The organism is Curtobacterium sp. MCSS17_016, assembly GCF_003234255.2.
Classification (GTDB): domain Bacteria; phylum Actinomycetota; class Actinomycetes; order Actinomycetales; family Microbacteriaceae; genus Curtobacterium; species Curtobacterium flaccumfaciens.
Genome location: NZ_CP126254.1, coordinates 553,461 through 570,425, shown reverse-complemented (window position 1 = coordinate 570,425; position 16,965 = coordinate 553,461). Strand labels below are relative to the sequence as shown.

Annotated in this window: 15 protein-coding genes; 2 read left to right on the top strand and 13 right to left on the bottom strand. The window is 71.2% G+C overall.

Features of this window, described 5'->3' with window-relative positions; translation table 11 throughout:
• Positions 1 to 29 precede the first annotated feature (29 nt).
• From DEJ19_RS02855 to DEJ19_RS02835, 5 genes are read right to left on the bottom strand one after another with little or no spacing between them, the layout of a single operon-like run.
• Positions 30 to 1,295 (bottom strand): lipopolysaccharide biosynthesis protein, encoded by a 1,266-nt coding sequence (locus DEJ19_RS02855; protein WP_181441519.1) that lies wholly within the window; start codon positions 1,293 to 1,295, stop codon positions 30 to 32.
• A gap of 4 nt (positions 1,296 to 1,299) precedes the next feature.
• A complete protein-coding gene (locus DEJ19_RS02850; protein WP_111099844.1) occupies positions 1,300 to 2,607 on the bottom strand; it encodes a nucleotide sugar dehydrogenase in 1,308 nt (435 codons plus the stop codon).
• Entirely contained in the window at positions 2,604 to 3,620 is a 1,017-nt protein-coding gene (locus tag DEJ19_RS02845; RefSeq protein ID WP_110865486.1) for a Gfo/Idh/MocA family protein, read from the bottom strand. Before DEJ19_RS02845 ends, DEJ19_RS02850 begins: the two co-directional genes overlap by 4 nt.
• Positions 3,617 to 4,714 (bottom strand): DegT/DnrJ/EryC1/StrS family aminotransferase, encoded by a 1,098-nt coding sequence (locus tag DEJ19_RS02840; RefSeq protein ID WP_111233143.1) that lies wholly within the window; start codon positions 4,712 to 4,714, stop codon positions 3,617 to 3,619. Before DEJ19_RS02840 ends, DEJ19_RS02845 begins: the two co-directional genes overlap by 4 nt.
• Positions 4,711 to 5,331, bottom strand: a complete 621-nt coding sequence (locus DEJ19_RS02835; protein WP_111094883.1) for an acyltransferase — start codon at positions 5,329 to 5,331, stop codon at positions 4,711 to 4,713. Before DEJ19_RS02835 ends, DEJ19_RS02840 begins: the two co-directional genes overlap by 4 nt.
• Before the next feature lie 144 nt (positions 5,332 to 5,475).
• Between DEJ19_RS02835 and DEJ19_RS02830 the strand changes: the two genes are divergently transcribed.
• A complete protein-coding gene (locus DEJ19_RS02830) occupies positions 5,476 to 6,663 on the top strand; it encodes an ankyrin repeat domain-containing protein (RefSeq protein ID WP_111233142.1) in 1,188 nt (395 codons plus the stop codon).
• 109 nt (positions 6,664 to 6,772) lie between these two features.
• Here the strand turns inward: DEJ19_RS02830 and DEJ19_RS02825 are convergent, their stop codons facing one another.
• From DEJ19_RS02825 to DEJ19_RS02795, 7 genes are all read right to left on the bottom strand, one after another.
• On the bottom strand, positions 6,773 to 7,969 hold the full coding sequence (locus DEJ19_RS02825) for a family 1 glycosylhydrolase (protein ID WP_111233167.1): 1,197 nt from the start codon (positions 7,967 to 7,969) through the stop codon (positions 6,773 to 6,775).
• Between the two features lie 8 nt (positions 7,970 to 7,977).
• On the bottom strand, positions 7,978 to 8,850 hold the full coding sequence (locus tag DEJ19_RS02820) for an alpha/beta fold hydrolase (RefSeq protein WP_051596585.1): 873 nt from the start codon (positions 8,848 to 8,850) through the stop codon (positions 7,978 to 7,980).
• Positions 8,847 to 10,652 carry an ABC transporter ATP-binding protein gene (locus DEJ19_RS02815; RefSeq protein WP_111233141.1) on the bottom strand — a complete coding sequence of 602 codons (1,806 nt, stop codon included), beginning with the start codon at positions 10,650 to 10,652 and terminating at the stop codon, positions 8,847 to 8,849. The genes DEJ19_RS02820 and DEJ19_RS02815 overlap by 4 nt, the downstream gene beginning before the upstream one ends.
• Positions 10,649 to 11,590: an ABC transporter permease gene (locus DEJ19_RS02810; RefSeq protein ID WP_110858726.1), complete on the bottom strand. Its 942-nt coding sequence runs from the start codon at positions 11,588 to 11,590 to the stop codon at positions 10,649 to 10,651. The genes DEJ19_RS02815 and DEJ19_RS02810 overlap by 4 nt, the downstream gene beginning before the upstream one ends.
• Positions 11,591 to 11,648: 58 nt before the next feature.
• Positions 11,649 to 12,629: an ABC transporter permease gene (locus DEJ19_RS02805; protein ID WP_111233140.1), complete on the bottom strand. Its 981-nt coding sequence runs from the start codon at positions 12,627 to 12,629 to the stop codon at positions 11,649 to 11,651.
• On the bottom strand, positions 12,626 to 14,386 hold the full coding sequence (locus tag DEJ19_RS02800; protein WP_258377387.1) for an ABC transporter substrate-binding protein: 1,761 nt from the start codon (positions 14,384 to 14,386) through the stop codon (positions 12,626 to 12,628). The genes DEJ19_RS02805 and DEJ19_RS02800 overlap by 4 nt, the downstream gene beginning before the upstream one ends.
• A gap of 257 nt (positions 14,387 to 14,643) precedes the next feature.
• Positions 14,644 to 15,744 (bottom strand): LacI family DNA-binding transcriptional regulator, encoded by a 1,101-nt coding sequence (locus DEJ19_RS02795; RefSeq protein WP_071246163.1) that lies wholly within the window; start codon positions 15,742 to 15,744, stop codon positions 14,644 to 14,646.
• Positions 15,745 to 15,972: 228 nt separating this feature from the next.
• On the opposite strand from DEJ19_RS02795, the gene DEJ19_RS02790 reads away from it, so the two are divergent.
• Entirely contained in the window at positions 15,973 to 16,122 is a 150-nt protein-coding gene (locus DEJ19_RS02790) for a hypothetical protein (RefSeq protein ID WP_155896754.1), read from the top strand.
• A gap of 78 nt (positions 16,123 to 16,200) precedes the next feature.
• Here DEJ19_RS02790 and DEJ19_RS02785 read toward each other — a convergent pair whose 3' ends face one another.
• On the bottom strand, positions 16,201 to 16,902 hold the full coding sequence (locus tag DEJ19_RS02785; RefSeq protein WP_239001395.1) for a GntR family transcriptional regulator: 702 nt from the start codon (positions 16,900 to 16,902) through the stop codon (positions 16,201 to 16,203).
• Positions 16,903 to 16,965: the final 63 nt, after the last annotated feature.

The window sequence follows — 16,965 nt, the reverse complement described above, 5'->3', positions numbered from 1 at the left end:
ACATGTTGCATTCCAGCAGACTGGTCCGCTCACGGCACCACACCGAGTCCCTCATCGTCGTGGCGGCGGGTCGCTCGCACCACGAGCAGCAGGACCGCCGCGTAGGAGACGGTCATCGCCGAGGCGAGCGCGACGAGTACGACCGGCATCGGAGCCCCGAGCACGGACGGCACGAGCACCGCGGCGGCGCACACCACGAGACGCGATGCGTCCCACGTCAGCTGCGCCCCCTGCCGCTGCAGCATCGACAGCACCTGCGTGACAGGCGACGCGGCGACCTGGACCGCGAAGGCCGGGACGAGGACCTGGGCGTGGGTGCCGGAGACCGCCCACTCCGCACCGAACACGGTCGAGAACACGGTGGGTCCGAGCAGCACGACGACGAGCACCGCGACCGCCCCCGCGGTGGCGAGACGCACGACGAGCCGCAGGACGAGCCGGCGCACGGGATCACCGGATCGGATGCGGAGCCCGAACGCCCCGGCGGCGTACTGCGCGGTCGCGTCGGCCACCATGCCGACGGGCGCACCGAGCACCCGCATCGTGAGGGCGACGAAGCCTGCGGCGACGCTGCCGTGCAGCGCCGCGATGAGCAAGCCCGGCGCCTGCTGCCCGATGACGTTCAGCATCGAGGACCACGGCGTGATGACGAGGAACCGCCGGTGGTGACGGGCGGCGGCCGAGAGGGACCGAGGGGTGGTCCGCTCGCCGTCGCCCCGCCGGAACCGGACCATCCCGAGCACGGCCACGATCCGCCCGGCCGCCAGGCCGCCCACCAGCCCGACCGGACCGGCCGCGGCCATCGCCAGGTTCCAGACGGACTGGCCGATGCCCTGGCAGGCGTTGCGCACGGCGATGGACCGGTGCTGCTGCCGCCGCGCGAGCACGGCGGAGGCGATCCGTTGCACCCCCACCGCGACGACCGTCACGGGGACGGCCCACCACAGGTCTTCGAGGGCCGGTGCGGTGAACCACCGTGCCGCGTGGCCGCGGAGGACCCAGGCGACCCCGGTGGTGCCGACGCCGACGACCAGCGTCGAGAGCAGACCGAGTGCGACCAGCGCGCTGGTCGTCGCCCGGTCGTGTGCGACGACCAGCGCACGGTCGGTGCCGAGCGTCGCACCGGCTCCGAGGATGCTCGCGACCGCCGTGACGACCGCGAGCGTGCCGAAGTCCGCCGGGGTGTAGAGCCGGGTCAGCAGCGGTGAGATCGCCACGACCAGGCCCTGTCCGAGGACCGTGCCGACGAGGATCGTCGCGATCGCCGGGAGGCGCCGTCGGGGCGAGGACCGCACGGTGTCAGGCCACGGGGACCACGGGCGGAGCACCGATCGCGGTCACCGTGGTGGACGCCCACCGTTCGACGTCGAGGACCCGTCGGCCGTCGACGACCGTGCGGACGCCGGGGAGCCGGGACTCGTCCCACGTCGCGTACTCGGCGTGGTCGGCCTGCACGACCGCCGCGTCCACCGGTTCGCCGTCGACGTGGGGCTCGAAGCCGAGACTGCGGAGTTCGACGTCCGAGTACAGGGGGTCGGACACGGTCACCACTGCGCCGTGGACCCGGAGCGCGTCGACGGTGCCGAAGACCCCGGAGAACGCGGTCTCCTTCACGCCGCCACGGTAGGCGGCACCGAGGACCACGACCCGCTGGCCCCGCAGGTCCCCGTGCAGGCGCTCGAGGAGGTCGACCGCGTGGGCCGGCATCGCGGCGTTCCTGGCACGTGCGGCACGGACGACCGTGGCCTCCGGGTCGTTCCAGAGGTACAGCCGCGGGTACACCGGGATGCAGTGACCGCCGACCGCGATCCCGGGCCGGTGGATGTGGCTGTACGGCTGGGAGTTGCAGGCGTCGATGACCGCGGCGATGTCGATGGACTGCCGTTCGGCGAACCGGGCGAACTCGTTCGCCAGCGCGATGTTGACGTCGCGGTAGGTGGTCTCGGCGAGCTTCGCGAGCTCGGCGGCCTCGGCGGTGCGGAGGTCCCAGACGCCGTTCGGCCGACCGAGGTCGTCGCGCTCGTCGAACTGCAGCACCGCTTCGTAGAAGGCCCGGCCGCGCGCCGAGCCCTGGTCGGAGAGACCACCGACGAGCTTCGGGTAGCGCCGGAGGTCGGCGAACACCCGGCCGGTCAGGACCCGCTCCGGCGAGAAGACGACGTGGAAGTCCTGCCCCTCGACGAGTCCGGAGCGGGCCTCGAGCCGGGGCGCCCAGCGGCCACGGGTCGTCCCGACCGGCAGCGTCGTCTCGTACGCGACCAGGGTGCCGGGTCGCAGGTGGTCGCCGATCGTGTCGGTGGCGGCGTCCATCCAGCCGAAGTCGGGGATGCCGTCGGCATCGACGAAGAGCGGCACGACGACCACGACGACGTCGGCGTCGGGGATCGCTGCCGCGGCGTCCGTGGTCGCGCGGAGCAGCCCCGCGGGGACGACCTCACGCAGGCCGTCGGCGAGCCCGTGCTCGCCGGGGAACGGCTCGGTCGCAGCGTTCACGGCGTCGACCACCCCGCTCGCGACGTCGAGGCCGGTGACGTGTGCACCGGATCGTGCGTACTGGACGGCGAGCGGGAGCCCGATCTTGCCGAGACCGACGACGACGACGTTCATGCTGCTGCTCCTTCGGCGTCCGTGCCGAGCTGCACGGTCTGCTGGATCCGCGAGGACTCGAGGACGGCCTCGGCGACGAGCACCGTCCGGAGGCCGTCGCGGAGGGTGACGATGTCCGACGGCCGCCCGAGCACGGCGTCGCGGAACGCCTCGTGCTCGACCAGGAGCGGCTCGCGCTTGGTGATGGCGAACCGGGTGCTGGCCCCCTCGGACACACCCCGGAACGCGGCGACCTGGTCCCACTCGGTCTGGACGGTGCCGTTCTCGTGGAAGGTCAGGTCGGCGGTGAGGGTGTCGGCGACGAACGTGCCGCGGTCACCGGTGACGATCAACAGACGTTCCTTGTACGGGGTGAGCCAGTTCACGAGGTGCGAGGTCAGGGTGCCGTCGGCCAGGCGTCCGGTGACGGTGACGAGGTCCTCATGGGGACGCCCGCTCTTGGTGCCCGCGAGCGCTCCGACGTGGACGAACGGTGACCGGGCGATCCACGACGTCGAGTCGATGTCGTGCGTGGCGAGGTCCTTCACGACGCCGACGTCCGCGATCCGTGCGGGGAAGGGCCCCTGGCGACGCGTGACGATCTGGTAGACGTCGCCCAGCTCACCGGCGTCGAGCCGCTGTCGCAGCGCCTGCAACGCCGGGTTGTAGCGCTCGATGTGGCCTACCGCGCCGACGAGTCCGGCGCGGTCGAAGGCGGCCACGAGGCGCGCGGCAGCCGGACCGTCGACCGCGACGGGCTTCTCGATCAGGGCGTGCACCCCCGCCGCGGCGAGTTCCAGACCGACGGCTTCGTGGTGCGCCGTGGGGACCGCGACGACCGCAGTGTCGAGCCCGAGTGCGACGAGCTCACCGACGGACCGGACGACCGGCACGCCCTGGGCGACGTCGTGCGGGTCACCGAGGGCATCGGCGACGCCGACGAGCTCGACCCCCTCGAGCGACCGGAGGACCCGGGCGTGGTGCCGCCCCATCATCCCGAGGCCGATGACCCCGGCCCGCAGCACGCCGCTCATCGTCCGGCCCCGGCGAGGGTGTTGACGGCCTCGACGACGCGGTCGAGCTGGGAGAGCGTCAGGGTCGGGTAGACGGGGAGCGCGAGGACCTCGGACGCGGCACGCTCGGTCTCGGGCAGGTCGAGGTCGTGTGCGAACGACGGGAGGCGGTGGACGGGCGTCGGGTAGTAGACCCCGGTCCCGATGCCGAACTCGGAGCGCAGTGCGGCCGCGAAGCCGTCGCGGTCGGACGGCACCCGCACGACGTACTGGTGGAAGACGTGCTCGGCTCGGGGGTCGGTCGTCGGTGTCACCACCCCGTCGAGTTCACGGCTGAAGTAGGCCGCGTTCGCCTGCCGCTGTGCGGTCCACCCGAGCACCTTGCGGAGCTGCACACGCCCGATCGCAGCGTGGATGTCGGTCATCCGCGCGTTGAAGCCGATGACCTCGTTCGCGTAGCGCTGCTCCATGCCCTGGTTCCGCAGCAGCCGGAGCATCCGGTCGACCGCGGCGTCGCGGGTCGAGACCATGCCCCCTTCGCCCGCGGTCATGTTCTTGGTGGGGTAGAGGCTGAACGCCGCGGCGTCGGACGAACTGCCGACGCGCGTGCCGGCCCACCGGGCTCCGTGCGCCTGCGCAGCGTCCTCGACCACGAGCAGGTCGTGCTCCTCGGCGATCCGGGTGATCGCGGTCATGTCGGCCGGGTGCCCGTAGAGGTGCACCGGCATGACCGCACGGGTCGCCGGGGTGACGGCGGCCCGGACAGCCGCCGGGTCCACGCAGTAGGTCAGGGGATCGATGTCGACGAACACCGGCTCGGCGCCGACGAGTCGGACCGCGTTCGCCGTGGCCGCGAAGGTGAACGAGGGGATGATGACCTCGTCACCCGGACCGATGCCGAGCGCGACGAGCGCCAGGTGCAGGGCAGCGGTGCCGCTGTTGACCGCGGTGACCGAGGCTCCGGCGACGAGGACGTCGCCGAACTCGCGCTCGAAGGCGGCGACCTCGGGGCCCTGCGCGAGACCACCCCCCTCGAGGACGGCATCGACGGCGCGGCGTTCTTCGAGGCCGATGAGGGGCTTCGCCGCGGGGATGAGTTCGAGTGTGGTGGTCAACGGATCGCCTCGATCGTGTCGGTGGTCTCGGAGTGGAGGAAGCGGTCGCCGGTCTCGGTGCAGACCAGCGTTCGGTCGTCGACCTGCGCCAGCCGTCGGCCGGTCCGGCTCACCCAGCCGATGCGGCGGGCGGGGACCCCGGCGACGAGCGCGTGGTCCGGGACGTCGTGGACGACGACGGCGCCGGCCGCGACCATCGCCCACCGGCCGATGCGGATGGGGGCGACGCAGAGCGCCCCGGCGCCGATCGACGCGCCGTGCTCGACGACGACGGCCGTGGGCCGCCAGTCGTCGGCGTCCTGCACGGAACCGTCCGGGTTGATCGCCCGCGGCGTGTTGTCGTTGGTGAGGACGGCACCGGGGCCGATGAAGACACCGTCGCCGACGACCGCCGGTCCGTAGACGAGGGCACCGTTCTGGACCTTGCAGCGCGCTCCGATGCGAACGCCGGCGCCGATCGTGACGCCACGACCGACGAGGGTCTCGCTGCCGACGGACGCGTGCGCCTCGACGTGGGAGTCGTCCCAGATGCGGACCCCGGGAGCGACGGCCGCCGAGGGCGACACGACGGCTGCCGGGGCGATGAACGCGGTCGGGAGGGTGGGACTGGGGGTCATGGGTGCGCTTCCGGATCAGGCGCGGCGGGACCTCCGCTGCCGGACCACCATACGATATACCGGTACGACATATCAAGTGTGATGATCGCGAGTGCGATGAGTTCGAACCGCAGCCCCGCCGCCGGACGCCGGTAGTGTCGTCCCGTGCGATGGAGTCGAGTGAACTGGCCCTCCGTTGGCTACGTCTCCCTCGAGGACTTCGACGGCCAGCGCGAACACGTGACCCGGTTGCTCGAGGACGCCCCGCCCACGGTCGCCGCGCTCCTGACCGTCAAGTGGACCGACTCACGGATCGAACGCTGGGTCGTGGAGTCCGCGGACGCCGTCGTCGACCCGGACGCCGACGAGGACGACGTGACGACCCCCGTCGACCTGCCGGGCCACGGTGTGCCCGACCCGGTCGTCGTGCACGCCGACATCGTGGTGCGCAACGACGAGGTCCTCGACACCCCGAGCGGCCTGTGGCGCCGCTGGAACCACGCCAGGGTGTCGCTCCGGCTCCGGGACGCCGTCATCGACCCGCCGGGTGTCGACGCCGCAGCACTGCTCGCCGGTGACGCCCACGTCGCCCGGGGCGAGCTCGAGTACCTGAACGAGCACGACGCCTGGGAACTCCGTCTGCTGATCTCCCCCGTCGGCGAGGTCGCGATCCGGTTCCGGGGCGTCCGGGTGGCGATCCGGAGCGTCGCCGAGAGCGTGTACGCCGACCTCGAGGCACGCCCGGCACGCGGCTGGCACGGCCCGGTGCCGGACGGCTGGGTCGAGTGGACGACCGAGGTGGTGCGGGCCGCCGCGTACGGCGACCTCGGCGGGCTGCACCTGGCCGACGACGCGAGCGACGTCGACGACGTCGACCCCCGCTGGGGCTTCGCCCCACTGCACGCCGCCGCGTGGTTCGACCACCCCGAGATGCTCGAGGAACTCCTGCGCCGCGGCGCGACCCTGCAGCTGGAGGACACCGAGGGGCGGACGCCGCTGACGCTGGCGATCGACCGCGACGCACGACGGGCGGTCGACGTGCTGGTCGCAGCGGGCGCCGACCTGGAGGCCCGTGACGGCGACGGCAACACCCCGATCGTCCGCGCTGCGTGGGGCGGGCACGCCGCGATCGTGCGTGCGCTCGCCACCGCGGGTGCGGACACCAGGGCACGCGGGTCACGGGGCGCGACGCTGCTGATCGCGGCCGTCGACTCCGGCGACCTCGACACCGTCCGGGTCGTGCTGTCGCTCGACGTCGACGGGGACGCCGTCGACGACGAGGGCTCGAGCGCCGCGGACCGGGCGGAGCTGCTCCGCGAGACGGCCGTCGCCGACCTGCTCGCCGCTGCCTGAGCGCAGTCCGCACCACGGCCCGTGCCCTCGGCCACGTGCCGGGCGCGCGGAAGCGCGGCGGACGGGAGCAGGGCCTCCCGTCCGCCGCGCGCCTGCGGGGTCGACCGTCCTAGACGGTGACCTGCTCGATGGCGTTCGCCTGCGCGACCCGCCCGTACCAGCGGGCGGAGTCCTTCGGCGTGCGCTCGAAGGTCTCGCGGTCCCACGCGACCAACCCGAACGTCGGGCGGAAGCCGGAGGCCCACTCGTAATTGTCCAGGAGCGACCAGTGCTGGTAGCCCAGGACCTCGATGCCGTCCTCGATGCAGCGGTGGATGCCCTCGAGGGCGCCCTGCGTGTAGACCTGCCGGCGGGAGTCGTCGGCGGTGGCGATGCCGTTCTCGGTGATCATCAGCGGGACGCCGCCGGAGAGCTCCCACGCGCTGCGGAGCCCGTCGGCCGAGGCCTCGGGGTAGAACTCCCAGCCGGTCAGGGTGGTCTCGACGTCGTCCGCCACGGGCAGGGGCCCGTCCGGACCGATGAACGTGCGGGTGTAGGCCTGCACGCCCAGGAAGTCGTCGCCGGCGGCCTGCTCGAGGTACCAGTCGTCGCGCGGGTACCCGTACTCGCGGAGCATGGCGTCCGCCCCGGGCTCGCCGGACGACTTGAAGGCCTGCGTCGCGATGGTCCACCCCGACTGGAGGCCCGACACCTGTGACAGGACCTCGCGCGACCGCTTGTGGCTGGCCAGCAGGGCGTCGGCGACCCCCAGGTCCGGGTTCGGCAGGCCGAACGCCACCAGGTTGGCGGCGTCCTCGCCGCCGGCGAGCATCGCAGCGATGTTCGGCTCGTTGATCGTGCAGACGTAGCGGACGCCGTCCTGCACCACGGGGAGCGCGGCCTCGGTGTAGCGGGCGAACAGGTCGGCGGCGTCGGGTGCGCGCCAGAAGCCGTCGCGTTCGAACCAGCGCGGCACGGTGAAGTGCATGAGGGTGACGATCGGCTCGATGCCGAACTCGTGGCAGGCATCGACCATGCGGCGGTAGTGGTCGACCTCGGCACGGCTGACGAACCCGCGCTCGGGCTCGATGCGGGCCCACTCGATGCTGAACCGGTAGGAGTTCAGCCCGAGCTCGGCCGCGATGCGGATGTCCTCGCGGTACCGGTGGTAGCTGTCCGCCGCGTCACCCGAGGGCTCGACGATGGTGGTGTCCGGCTCGTGCTCGTGCACCCACCAGTTGCTGTTGACGTTGTTGCCCTCGATCTGGTGGGCGGCGGTGGCGGCACCCCAGAGGAAGCCGTCGGGGAACTGCAGCGTGGAGATGATGGTGCCTTTCAGTGCTGTGACAAGAATGCGTCGAAGACGGCGACCGTCCCGAGCGGGTTCTCGACCTGGGGGCCGTGGTAGCTCGCGGGGATGACGACGTACTCGGCGCCGGTCTGCTCGGCCATCGCCCGCTGCCACGGGATCGGCCAGGCGTTGTCCCACTCGCCGTGGGCGACGAGGACCGGCAGGCCGGTGGCGCGCAGGGCGTCGGAGGCGTCGGTGTGGTCCTCGAGGATGTGACCTCCGGCGACGACGCTGAGCGGGCTCGTCGCGTCGAAGCGGTCGCGCACCATCCGGACGTCGTCGGGCAGCTCGTCGTCGGGCCGGTACGCCCAGAGCGGGTTCGTCGAGTCGAACAGCTGCCGGAGGTTCCCGCCGGTGTCGTGCAGGATCGTCAGCTCGGCGACCTTGCGGTACGGCCACCCGTGCGGCCCGGAGCAGAACTGCACGACGTCGCGGAAGGCCGTCGGGTCCTGGAGCGCGGCGGCCCGGACGATCACACCGCCGAGCGAGTGCCCGACCAGGTGCACGGGGGCACCGTCGTCGAGCAGGCGCGCGACCCGGACGACGTCGGCGGCTTCTTCGTCGAGGGAGTAGTCACGGGGTTCGGTCGGCGCGGCCGAGTCGGCCTGACCGCGCCGGCTGATCGCGACCGCGGTCCACCCGGCGTCGCGGAGGACGGGCAGGAAGGTCCGCCAGTCCTCCTTCGAGCCGGTGTAGCCCGGGACGATGAGCACGGTGCCCTTCGACACCCCCTCGGGCACGATCCGGTAGGCCGTGAGCCGCCCGACCGGGACGTCGATCCCGACGACGTCGACGCCGTCCGGGGTGGGCAGGTGTCCGAACGGCGGGACCGTCGGGAAGTCGTGCAGGTTCGTCATGGTCGTCCTTCCGCGAGCGTGCGCCGCGGGTTCGGCACGGCGTCGAGGAGGGCGATCGTGTACGGGTCCTGCGGGTCCTGCAGCACCTGGGCCGTGTGACCGCGCTCGACCACGGCGCCCTCGTGGAGCACCATGATGTCGTCCGTGATGAGCCGCGCACTCAGCAGGTCGTGCGTGATGTAGAGGAGCGAGACGCCCCACTGCTCGCGGAGGTCCTCGAGCAGCGCGAGCACACCGGCACGCAGCGTCACGTCGAGCATCGAGACCGGCTCGTCGGCGATGATCACCTGCGGGTCGCTCGCGAGCGCCCGGGCGATCACCACACGCTGCCGCTGCCCGCCGGAGAGCTGGTGCGGGAGCTTCTGCGCGAACTGCTCGACGGGGGTGAGCCCCACCGTCTCGAGCAGCTCGAGCACCCGGCGCCGGGCATCGCGGCCGGTGAGCCCGGTGTAGTTCGCGATCGGCCGGGACAGCGTGTACTCGACCGTGTGCAGCGGGTTGAGCGCCGAGTACGGGTCCTGGAACACCATCTGCACCTCCGAGCGAAGGTCCCGCAGACCGCGCTTGCCGAGGCGGGCGACGTCGAGGTCCCCGAACCGGACCGTGCCGGTGGTCGGCTTCTCGACCCCGGTGAGCAGCTTCGCGATGGTCGACTTGCCCGAACCGGACTGGCCGACCAGGGCGAGCGACTGTCCGGGCTCGAGGGTGAACGACACGTCGCGCACGGCCTGCACCGGCTGCTCACCGCGGCGGGGTGCCGGGTAGGTCTTCACGATGTGGTCGACGACGATCGGGTTGCGGGCGGCACTGCGCTCGCGGGACCCGACGGTGCTGAACGACGAGGTCGTCTCCTGCCGCTTCTCGCCGGCCTCGGCGCGGAGCGAGCGGTCCGGGAAGCCCGGCAGCGACACCACCTCGGCGCGGGGGTCGGCGTAGTGCGACAGGAGCATCTGCGTGTACTCGTCCTGCGGGTCGCGGAGGATCTCGCGGGAGCCGCCGTCCTCGACGATCCGGCCCTCGTGCATCACGAGGACGCGCTCGGTGGCCTCGAGGACGATGCCGAGGTCGTGGCTGATCAGGATCGCCGTGAAGCCCTCGGTGCGTTGCAGCTCGATGATGGTGTCCATCACGGCGTGCTGCACGAGGACGTCGAGCGCCGTCGTCGGCTCGTCGAACACCATGAGCTGCGGCTCGAGCGAGAGTGCCAGGGCGATGGAGACGCGCTGCCGCATGCCGCCGGAGAGCTCCCCGGGGAACCGGGCGAGCATCGACGTCGGCAGCTTCACCTTCTCGATGAGCTCCTTCATCCGGGCGTCCCAGCGGTCGCGCGACACGTGGCCGTGCGCCTTGAAGACGTCGATGAAGTGGTTCCGGATGGTGCGCACCGGGTTGAGCGCGTTCATGCCGGACTGCAGCACCATCGCGAAGCCGCCCTGCCGCTGCTGGCGCAGGGCTTCGTCGTCGAGGTCGCGGATGTCCTTGCCCGCGAAGACGATGCTGCCGCCGTTCGTGCGCGCCGGCGGCTTCTGCAGCCGGGTCAGCGCGTAGCCGAGCGTCGACTTGCCGGAACCGGACTCGCCGACCAGGCCGATGAACTCGCCCTTCTTCAGCTGGAACGACACGTGGTCGACGGCTTGGACGGCCGTCTGGCCGGCCGATTCGTAGACGACCGACAGGTCGCGGACGTCGAGCAGGACGGAGGCGTCGCCCTGGTCGTGACGGGCGTCGGACTGGAGGCCCGTGGCGGCGCCGGTGGGCGCCTCCAGGCCGTCTGCCGGGTGCGTTTCTGGCAAGCCGCTCATGCGCGCTTCTCCTTACGGGGCCGTGCGCCGTCGCGCAGCCGCGGGTTGGACACGGCGTCGACGCCGAAGTTGATCAGGGTGAGGCTCATCGCGAGGAGCGCGATGCAGAGACCCGGCGCGAAGAGCAGGATCCACTGCCCGGTGAGGAGCGCGTTCGAGTTCTGCGCCCAGTACAGGATCGTGCCCCAGCTGACGATCGACGAGTCGCCGAGTCCGAGGAACTCGAGGCCCGCCTCGGCGAGGATGGCGCTGGTGGCGGCCCCGAAGAAGCTGCCGACGATGAGGCTCGTCATGTTCGGCAGGATCTCGCGGAACACGATGCGGGTCGCGCCCTCACCGGAGAACTGGGCGGCGGTGACGAAGTCCCGACCGCGCAGCGACTGCGTCTGCGAGCGGAGCACGCGAGCGCCCCACGCCCAACCGGTCACGACGATGACCGCGATGATCACCGCGATGCCGCCGTTCTGCAGGTAGGCGGCGATGACGATCATCAGGGGCAGGCCCGGGATGACGAGGAACAGGTTCACGATGAACCCGATGACCTCGGCGATCCAGCCGCGGACGTAGCCCCAGCTGAGGCCGATCGCGACGGCGACGAGCGTGGACAGGATGCCCGCGACCGCGCCGACCATGACCGAGATGCGGGCGCCGTAGATGATCTGGGACAGGACGTCCTCGCCGGCGGCGGTGGTGCCCATCCAGTGGTCGGGCGTCGCGTCGGCGGACCGGGCGAAGCCGTTCTGGCTGGCGCCGTACGGGGCCAGGAGCGGGGCGAAGACCGCCACGAACACGAAGACGCCGAGGATGATGATGCCGATCCGGGCCTTCTTGTTCGACCAGACGACGCCGAACTGGCGGGCGGCGGCGCGCCACTTGGACGGCGCTGCTTGTTCTTCCGTGTCTTGCGTTCGCACGGCGATGGTTGCGTTGTTGGTCATCGACGTGCCCCCGGGTGCTTGATGTGGGCGCAGCACGCCGCCTTCGTGATGTTGTTGGTCATCGACGCGTCCTCGGGTCCAGGACGCCGTACATGACGTCCACGATGAAGTTGGCGATGAGCACCGACACGGTGATCATCAGGAAGAGGGCCTGCATGAGCGGGTAGTCCTGCCCGATGACGGCGTTGAACAGCAGGTAGCCGATGCCCGGGTAGCCGAAGACCTGCTCGACCAGGACGGAACCGCCGACCACGCCACCGAGCGCCAGACCGAAGCCGGTCAGGTTCGGCAGGATCGCGTTGCGGGCCGCGTAGCGGATGGCGACGGTGCGTCCGCGGAGGCCGTTGGCCTCGGCGAAGGTCACGTAGTCGTCACCGAGGGTGTTGATCATCGCGTTGCGCATGCCGATGATCCAGCCACCGAGGCTCGTCACCAGGATCGTGACCGCCGGCAGCACCGCGTGCTGCAGTGCGTCGCCGAAGAAGGCGCCGTTGAGCCCGGGCGTCGTCGTCGCCGAGTAGGCGCCCGTGGTCGGGAACCAGTGCAGCACGTAGCCGAGGAAGAACAGCAGCAGCAGGGCGGTCCAGAAGTACGGGAACGTCGACATGAAGCTGCCCGACAGGGTGGGCAGTGAGTCGAGCCAGGTCCCGCGCTTCCACGCCGCCGCGACACCGATCAGGGTGCCGAGGACGAAGGCCAGGATCGTGACGACCCCGACGAGGATCAGCGTGTAGGGCAGGGCCTTCGACACGAGGTCACCGACGGGCTGCGGGTAGAACGTGTAGCTCGTGCCGAAGTCGAGGGTGATGACCTGGTGCAGGTAGCTGACGTACTGGTCCCAGATGTTGCCGGTCGGTACCCCGAGCTGGGCTTCGATGGCCTTCTTGGTGGCGTCGGTGACCGGACCGTTCTGGCTGAGCTTCGCGAGTGCGGCGTCGGCCGGGCTGCCGGGCATCAGGCGCGGGAGCACGAAGTTCAGCGTGACCGCGGCCCAGAGGGTCAGGACGAAGAGGACGAGTTTCTGGAGGATGTACTTCACTTCTGGTCCTCCTGCTGCGCGGCGTCCTGCTCCTGCAGGATCTGCTTGCCGGCGGCGCTGTCGCGCAGACGGAGCTTCGTGAAGATGAGCAGCGGTGCCGAGTCGTAGTTCTGCGGTGCCATGTAGGGGTCCTTCGCACTCGGCCAGCCGACGAACTTGCCGGTGTTGAACAGGCCCCAGAGCCCGCCGTAGTACATGCCGATGACGGGGAGCTCGTCGTAGACGGTCTGCTGCAGCTGGTCGAGGATCTCCTGCTGCTTCGCGGTGTCCGTCGTCGCCTTGTACTCGTCGAGGAGCTTCTGGGTGTCGGCGTTCTTGTACCGCTCGTAGTTGTTGACGGTCGACTTGCCGACGGGCTGGTAGAACTCACTGCTGAGCAGGGAGTTGAACGCCTGGTAGACGTCACCGTTGCCCATGCCGCCCATCGCCATGTCGAACGTGCCGTTGTTGATGTTCTGCTGGTACCCGGCGGGCTGCGGCGCCTGGATCGTCACCTTGATGCCGATGGCCGTCAGCTCGCGGCGGACTTCCTGCGCGGCGCGGAGCCAGTCGGAGTAGCCGTTCGCGGTCATGATCGTGATGGCGAGCTGCTTGCCGTCCTTGACGACCTTGCCGCCCTGCACGGTGTAGCCGGACTTCTCGAGGCTGGCGAGCGCCGCCTTCGTGTCCTGCGTGATCATGCCCTTGTCGGGGATGTCCGGGTTGAGGTAGCGCTCCTGGTTCGGCAGGATCAGGCCGGTCTGGCCCGCCGCCGACAGGTTGCCCTCGGAGGCGGTCTCGGCGATGGCGTCGCGGTCCAGCGCGAGCGAGATGCCCCGGCGGACGTTGACGTCGTTGTACGGCGCCTTCGTGAGGTTCGGGATGAGGCCGATCACACCGCCGGCCGGGAACCACCACTCGTTCGTCTTCGACGCGGCGCCCCAGGTGCCCTTGACGTCGGAGATGAACGAGTACGCCCAGTCGTAGCCGCGGGTGACGGTGTCGAGCTGCGTGTTCGTCGCCGGCAGGATGAGGTGCTTGATGGCGATCTTGTCGGCCTGCCAGTACTTCGGGTTCTTGTTCATCGAGTACTGCTGGTCGGTGTAGTTGCCGAGGACGAACGGCCCGGTGCCGACCGGGTTCGGGTCGCGCCAGGTCGTCGGGTCCTGCACGCCGCCCCAGTGGTCCTCGCCGAGGATGTACGTCTGCCCGATGATCGTCAGGCTCGGGACGTCCTCGCTCTTGAGGTGGAAGACGACGTGGTCGCCGTCCTGCTCGATGCTCTTGATGTGCTGCCAGGCGCCCTTGACGTCCATGGCGGGGAACTTCTTGAGCAGGTCGAAGGTGAAGACGACGTCCTTCGCGCTGAACGGCGACCCGTCGGACCACTCGACACCCGAGCGGATCGTCATGTCGATCGTCTTCGCGTCGGGCTGGCTCCACGCGCTGGCGAGCCACGGGTTGCGCTTGCCGTCGAGGGGGTTCACCTCGATGAGGGGCTCGTACATCCACTTGGAGGCTGTGCGGGCGTTCGCGATGTACGGGTTGAAGTTGCGGTCGAACAGCGGGTTGCCGCGGTCCGCGTTGATGAGCATCGTGTCCTTGCCGATGGTGGGATCGGGTTCGGATCGGACCTGGATGCTGCAGCCGGTGGCCACGAGGGCCACTGCGGCGAGGCCGGCGATGGCCGCGACGAGGCGGCCTCGGCGGCGGGGGCCTGGGTCACGCGTGCCGCGCGTGCGCTGTGGGGGAAGCGTCATTGCTCGGTCGACCTCCATGTCGATTCGGTACGTACTCAATGTATGCGCTTACATCGCGACGTGCAACTGCGGGTGTTGTTTCGCGGGGCGGCACGGTGCGAGGTGCGCCGACTGGTGCGAGGTTGCGGTCCTGAGGGAGGGCGGCGCACGGTGCGAGGTGCGCCGACTGGTGCGAGGTTGCCCGCTCTGTGCACTGCTACGGACTCGCACGGGGCGCGGAAGGTCGCACGGGATGCGGAAGGTCGCACGGTGCGGCCTCGCGACGGCACGCACGCCTACAGCGCGGGCGGGCAGCTCTCGCGCAGCAGCACCTCGACGGGCAGGCGCACGGCGCGCGGCGGCCCCTCGCGGCGTTCGAGCCGGTCGACGATGGCCAGGACGGCAGCACGGCCGAGCGCCCCCATCGGCTGGTGCACCGTCGTCAGGCGCGGCGACGAGAACCGACCGGCGTCGATGCCGTCGAACCCGGTCACGACGAGGTCCTCGGGCACGCGGAGCCCCCGGGCAGCGGCGGCGTCGAGCACCCCGAGCGCGGACTGGTCGTTCGAGCAGACCACGGCGCGCGGGACGTCGTCGGCCAGCAGCGAGACCGCGAGCTCCCGCGCCCGGGCCCGCCCGAAGTCGCCGTGCACGGTGCGCACCGTCGAGGCCGGCACCCCGTGGTCGGCCAGCGCCGCGCGGAACCCCGCCGAGCGCTCCATGTCGTCGGGCGAGTCGATCGGCCCCGCCACGTACGCGAGGGACCGGATCCCCAGGCGCCCGATCACGTGCGACGCCAGGGTCCGCATGCCCGCGGCGTTGTCCACGCTCACCGAGTCGAACCCGTGCGAGCGCCGGTCGTCGGCGAGCACCACGACGGGGATGCGGCGGGCGACGTGCTCGAGCAGGTCGTCGGGCACGGTCTGCGCCAGCACGGCGAGCCCGTCGACCCGGCCGGCGACGTCGTTCACGATCACGTCGCGCGACGAGCCCCGCCCGGCGGCGACCATGAGCGCGAGCCCCCGCTGCCAGGCCTCGGTCTCGGCACCGCGCAGGACCTCGTCGAAGTACAGGTTGGACGAGAACGGCTGCGTCACGTGGCGCCGGTCGTCGACCACGCGGACGCCGCCGTCGGTGACCAGGTCCGGCCGCTCGTCGGGCACCACGTCGAACCCGGGCAGCAGCAGTCCGACGACGCCGGTGCGCTTGCCGGCGAGGGCACGGGCGTTGCCGGACGGGACGTAGCCGAGGCTCCGGATCGCCGCCTGCACGCGGTCCCGAGTGCCCTCGCGGACGGCGTCGGGTGTGCGGAGCACGCGCGAGACGGTGGCGATGGAGACGCCGGCCGCAGAGGCGACGTCGTAGACCGTGGGAGGTGCGGTGCGCTGGTCGGCCAACCCGTGCCTCCCCTTCGACGTCCGCTGGTGCCGCGCCTCGCGCTGTGCGGCCGGACCATCCTAGGCATGCCGTGTGCCGGGAGTTCTCCACACGGTGCCGGAAACGCTTGCGGGACAGCGGGGGTCGCGCGACACTGTTCCGACCTCAGTACGTCCCGTGAGGAAGCGCACCAGCGGGCCGCGTGCCCGCACCGATCAGGTTGCCCACACACAGGGGAAGGACACGACATGTCACAGTCGACACGTTCCGGGAGCAAGCTCGCACTCCGCGCGAGCCACGACGAGGCCGAGGTGCGCGACGCGCTGCTCGAACGCACGGATTCGATCCGCACGTTCGACGACCTCGACGCACCGCAGGAGACGACGGACCTGCGCTAGCGGCTCGCGCCCGGCCTCCCCCGGACACGGCCAGGAGGCCCGGGCAGGCGCCCGCAGACCGCTCACGTCAGCGCGCACTCAGCGCTCGGTCGCGCCCACGATCGTCATGCCTGCCCCGCGCAGGCGTCGGCGCTCCTGCGCGATCCAGCTGAGGAGCCGGTCGTTCGTGCCGGCGACGTGCGCGGCGACGAGGTCCGCTGCGCGGTCCGCGTCCCCGTCGCGCACGGCGTCGATGATGGCGCTGTGCTCGTCCCAGGCGGCGTCGCGTGCCTCGGGCGTGCGGACCTCGATCCAGCGCGTGCGCTCGAGCCGCGTCAGGGCGTCGGCGATGGCGTCGGTGACGAACCGGTTGCCACCGAGCGCGGCGAGGTCGAGGTGGAACGTCGACCCCATGCGGATGCCGGCCTGCTGGTCGGGGGTGGGCTGGAGCGCGTCGAGGTGCCCGCGGACCTCGGCCAGCTGCTCCGGCGTGGCACGCTGGACGGCCAACCGGACGGCAGCGGGCTCGAGGATGCCGCGGAGTTCGGCGAGCGAGGCGATCTCGTCGAGGTCGATCGGGGTGACCGTCCACGAGCGGCCCTCGTGCAGGATGAGTCCCTCGCGCTCGAGCCGCGACAGTGCGGCGCGGACCGGCGTGCGCGAGGCGTGGAACCGTGCCTCGAGCCCCCGCTCCGAGATGCGCTCCCCCGGTGCGATGTCGAGGGTCAGGATGGCCGCGCGCAGGTTGTCGTAGAGCTGGGCCGTCTGCGACACGGGCGCGGCGTCGGTCGTGTCGGTCACGGCGGACAAGCCTAGCGGCGTGACGGCGGGAATGGTATACCGTTCTGGTATACCAATCCGTTC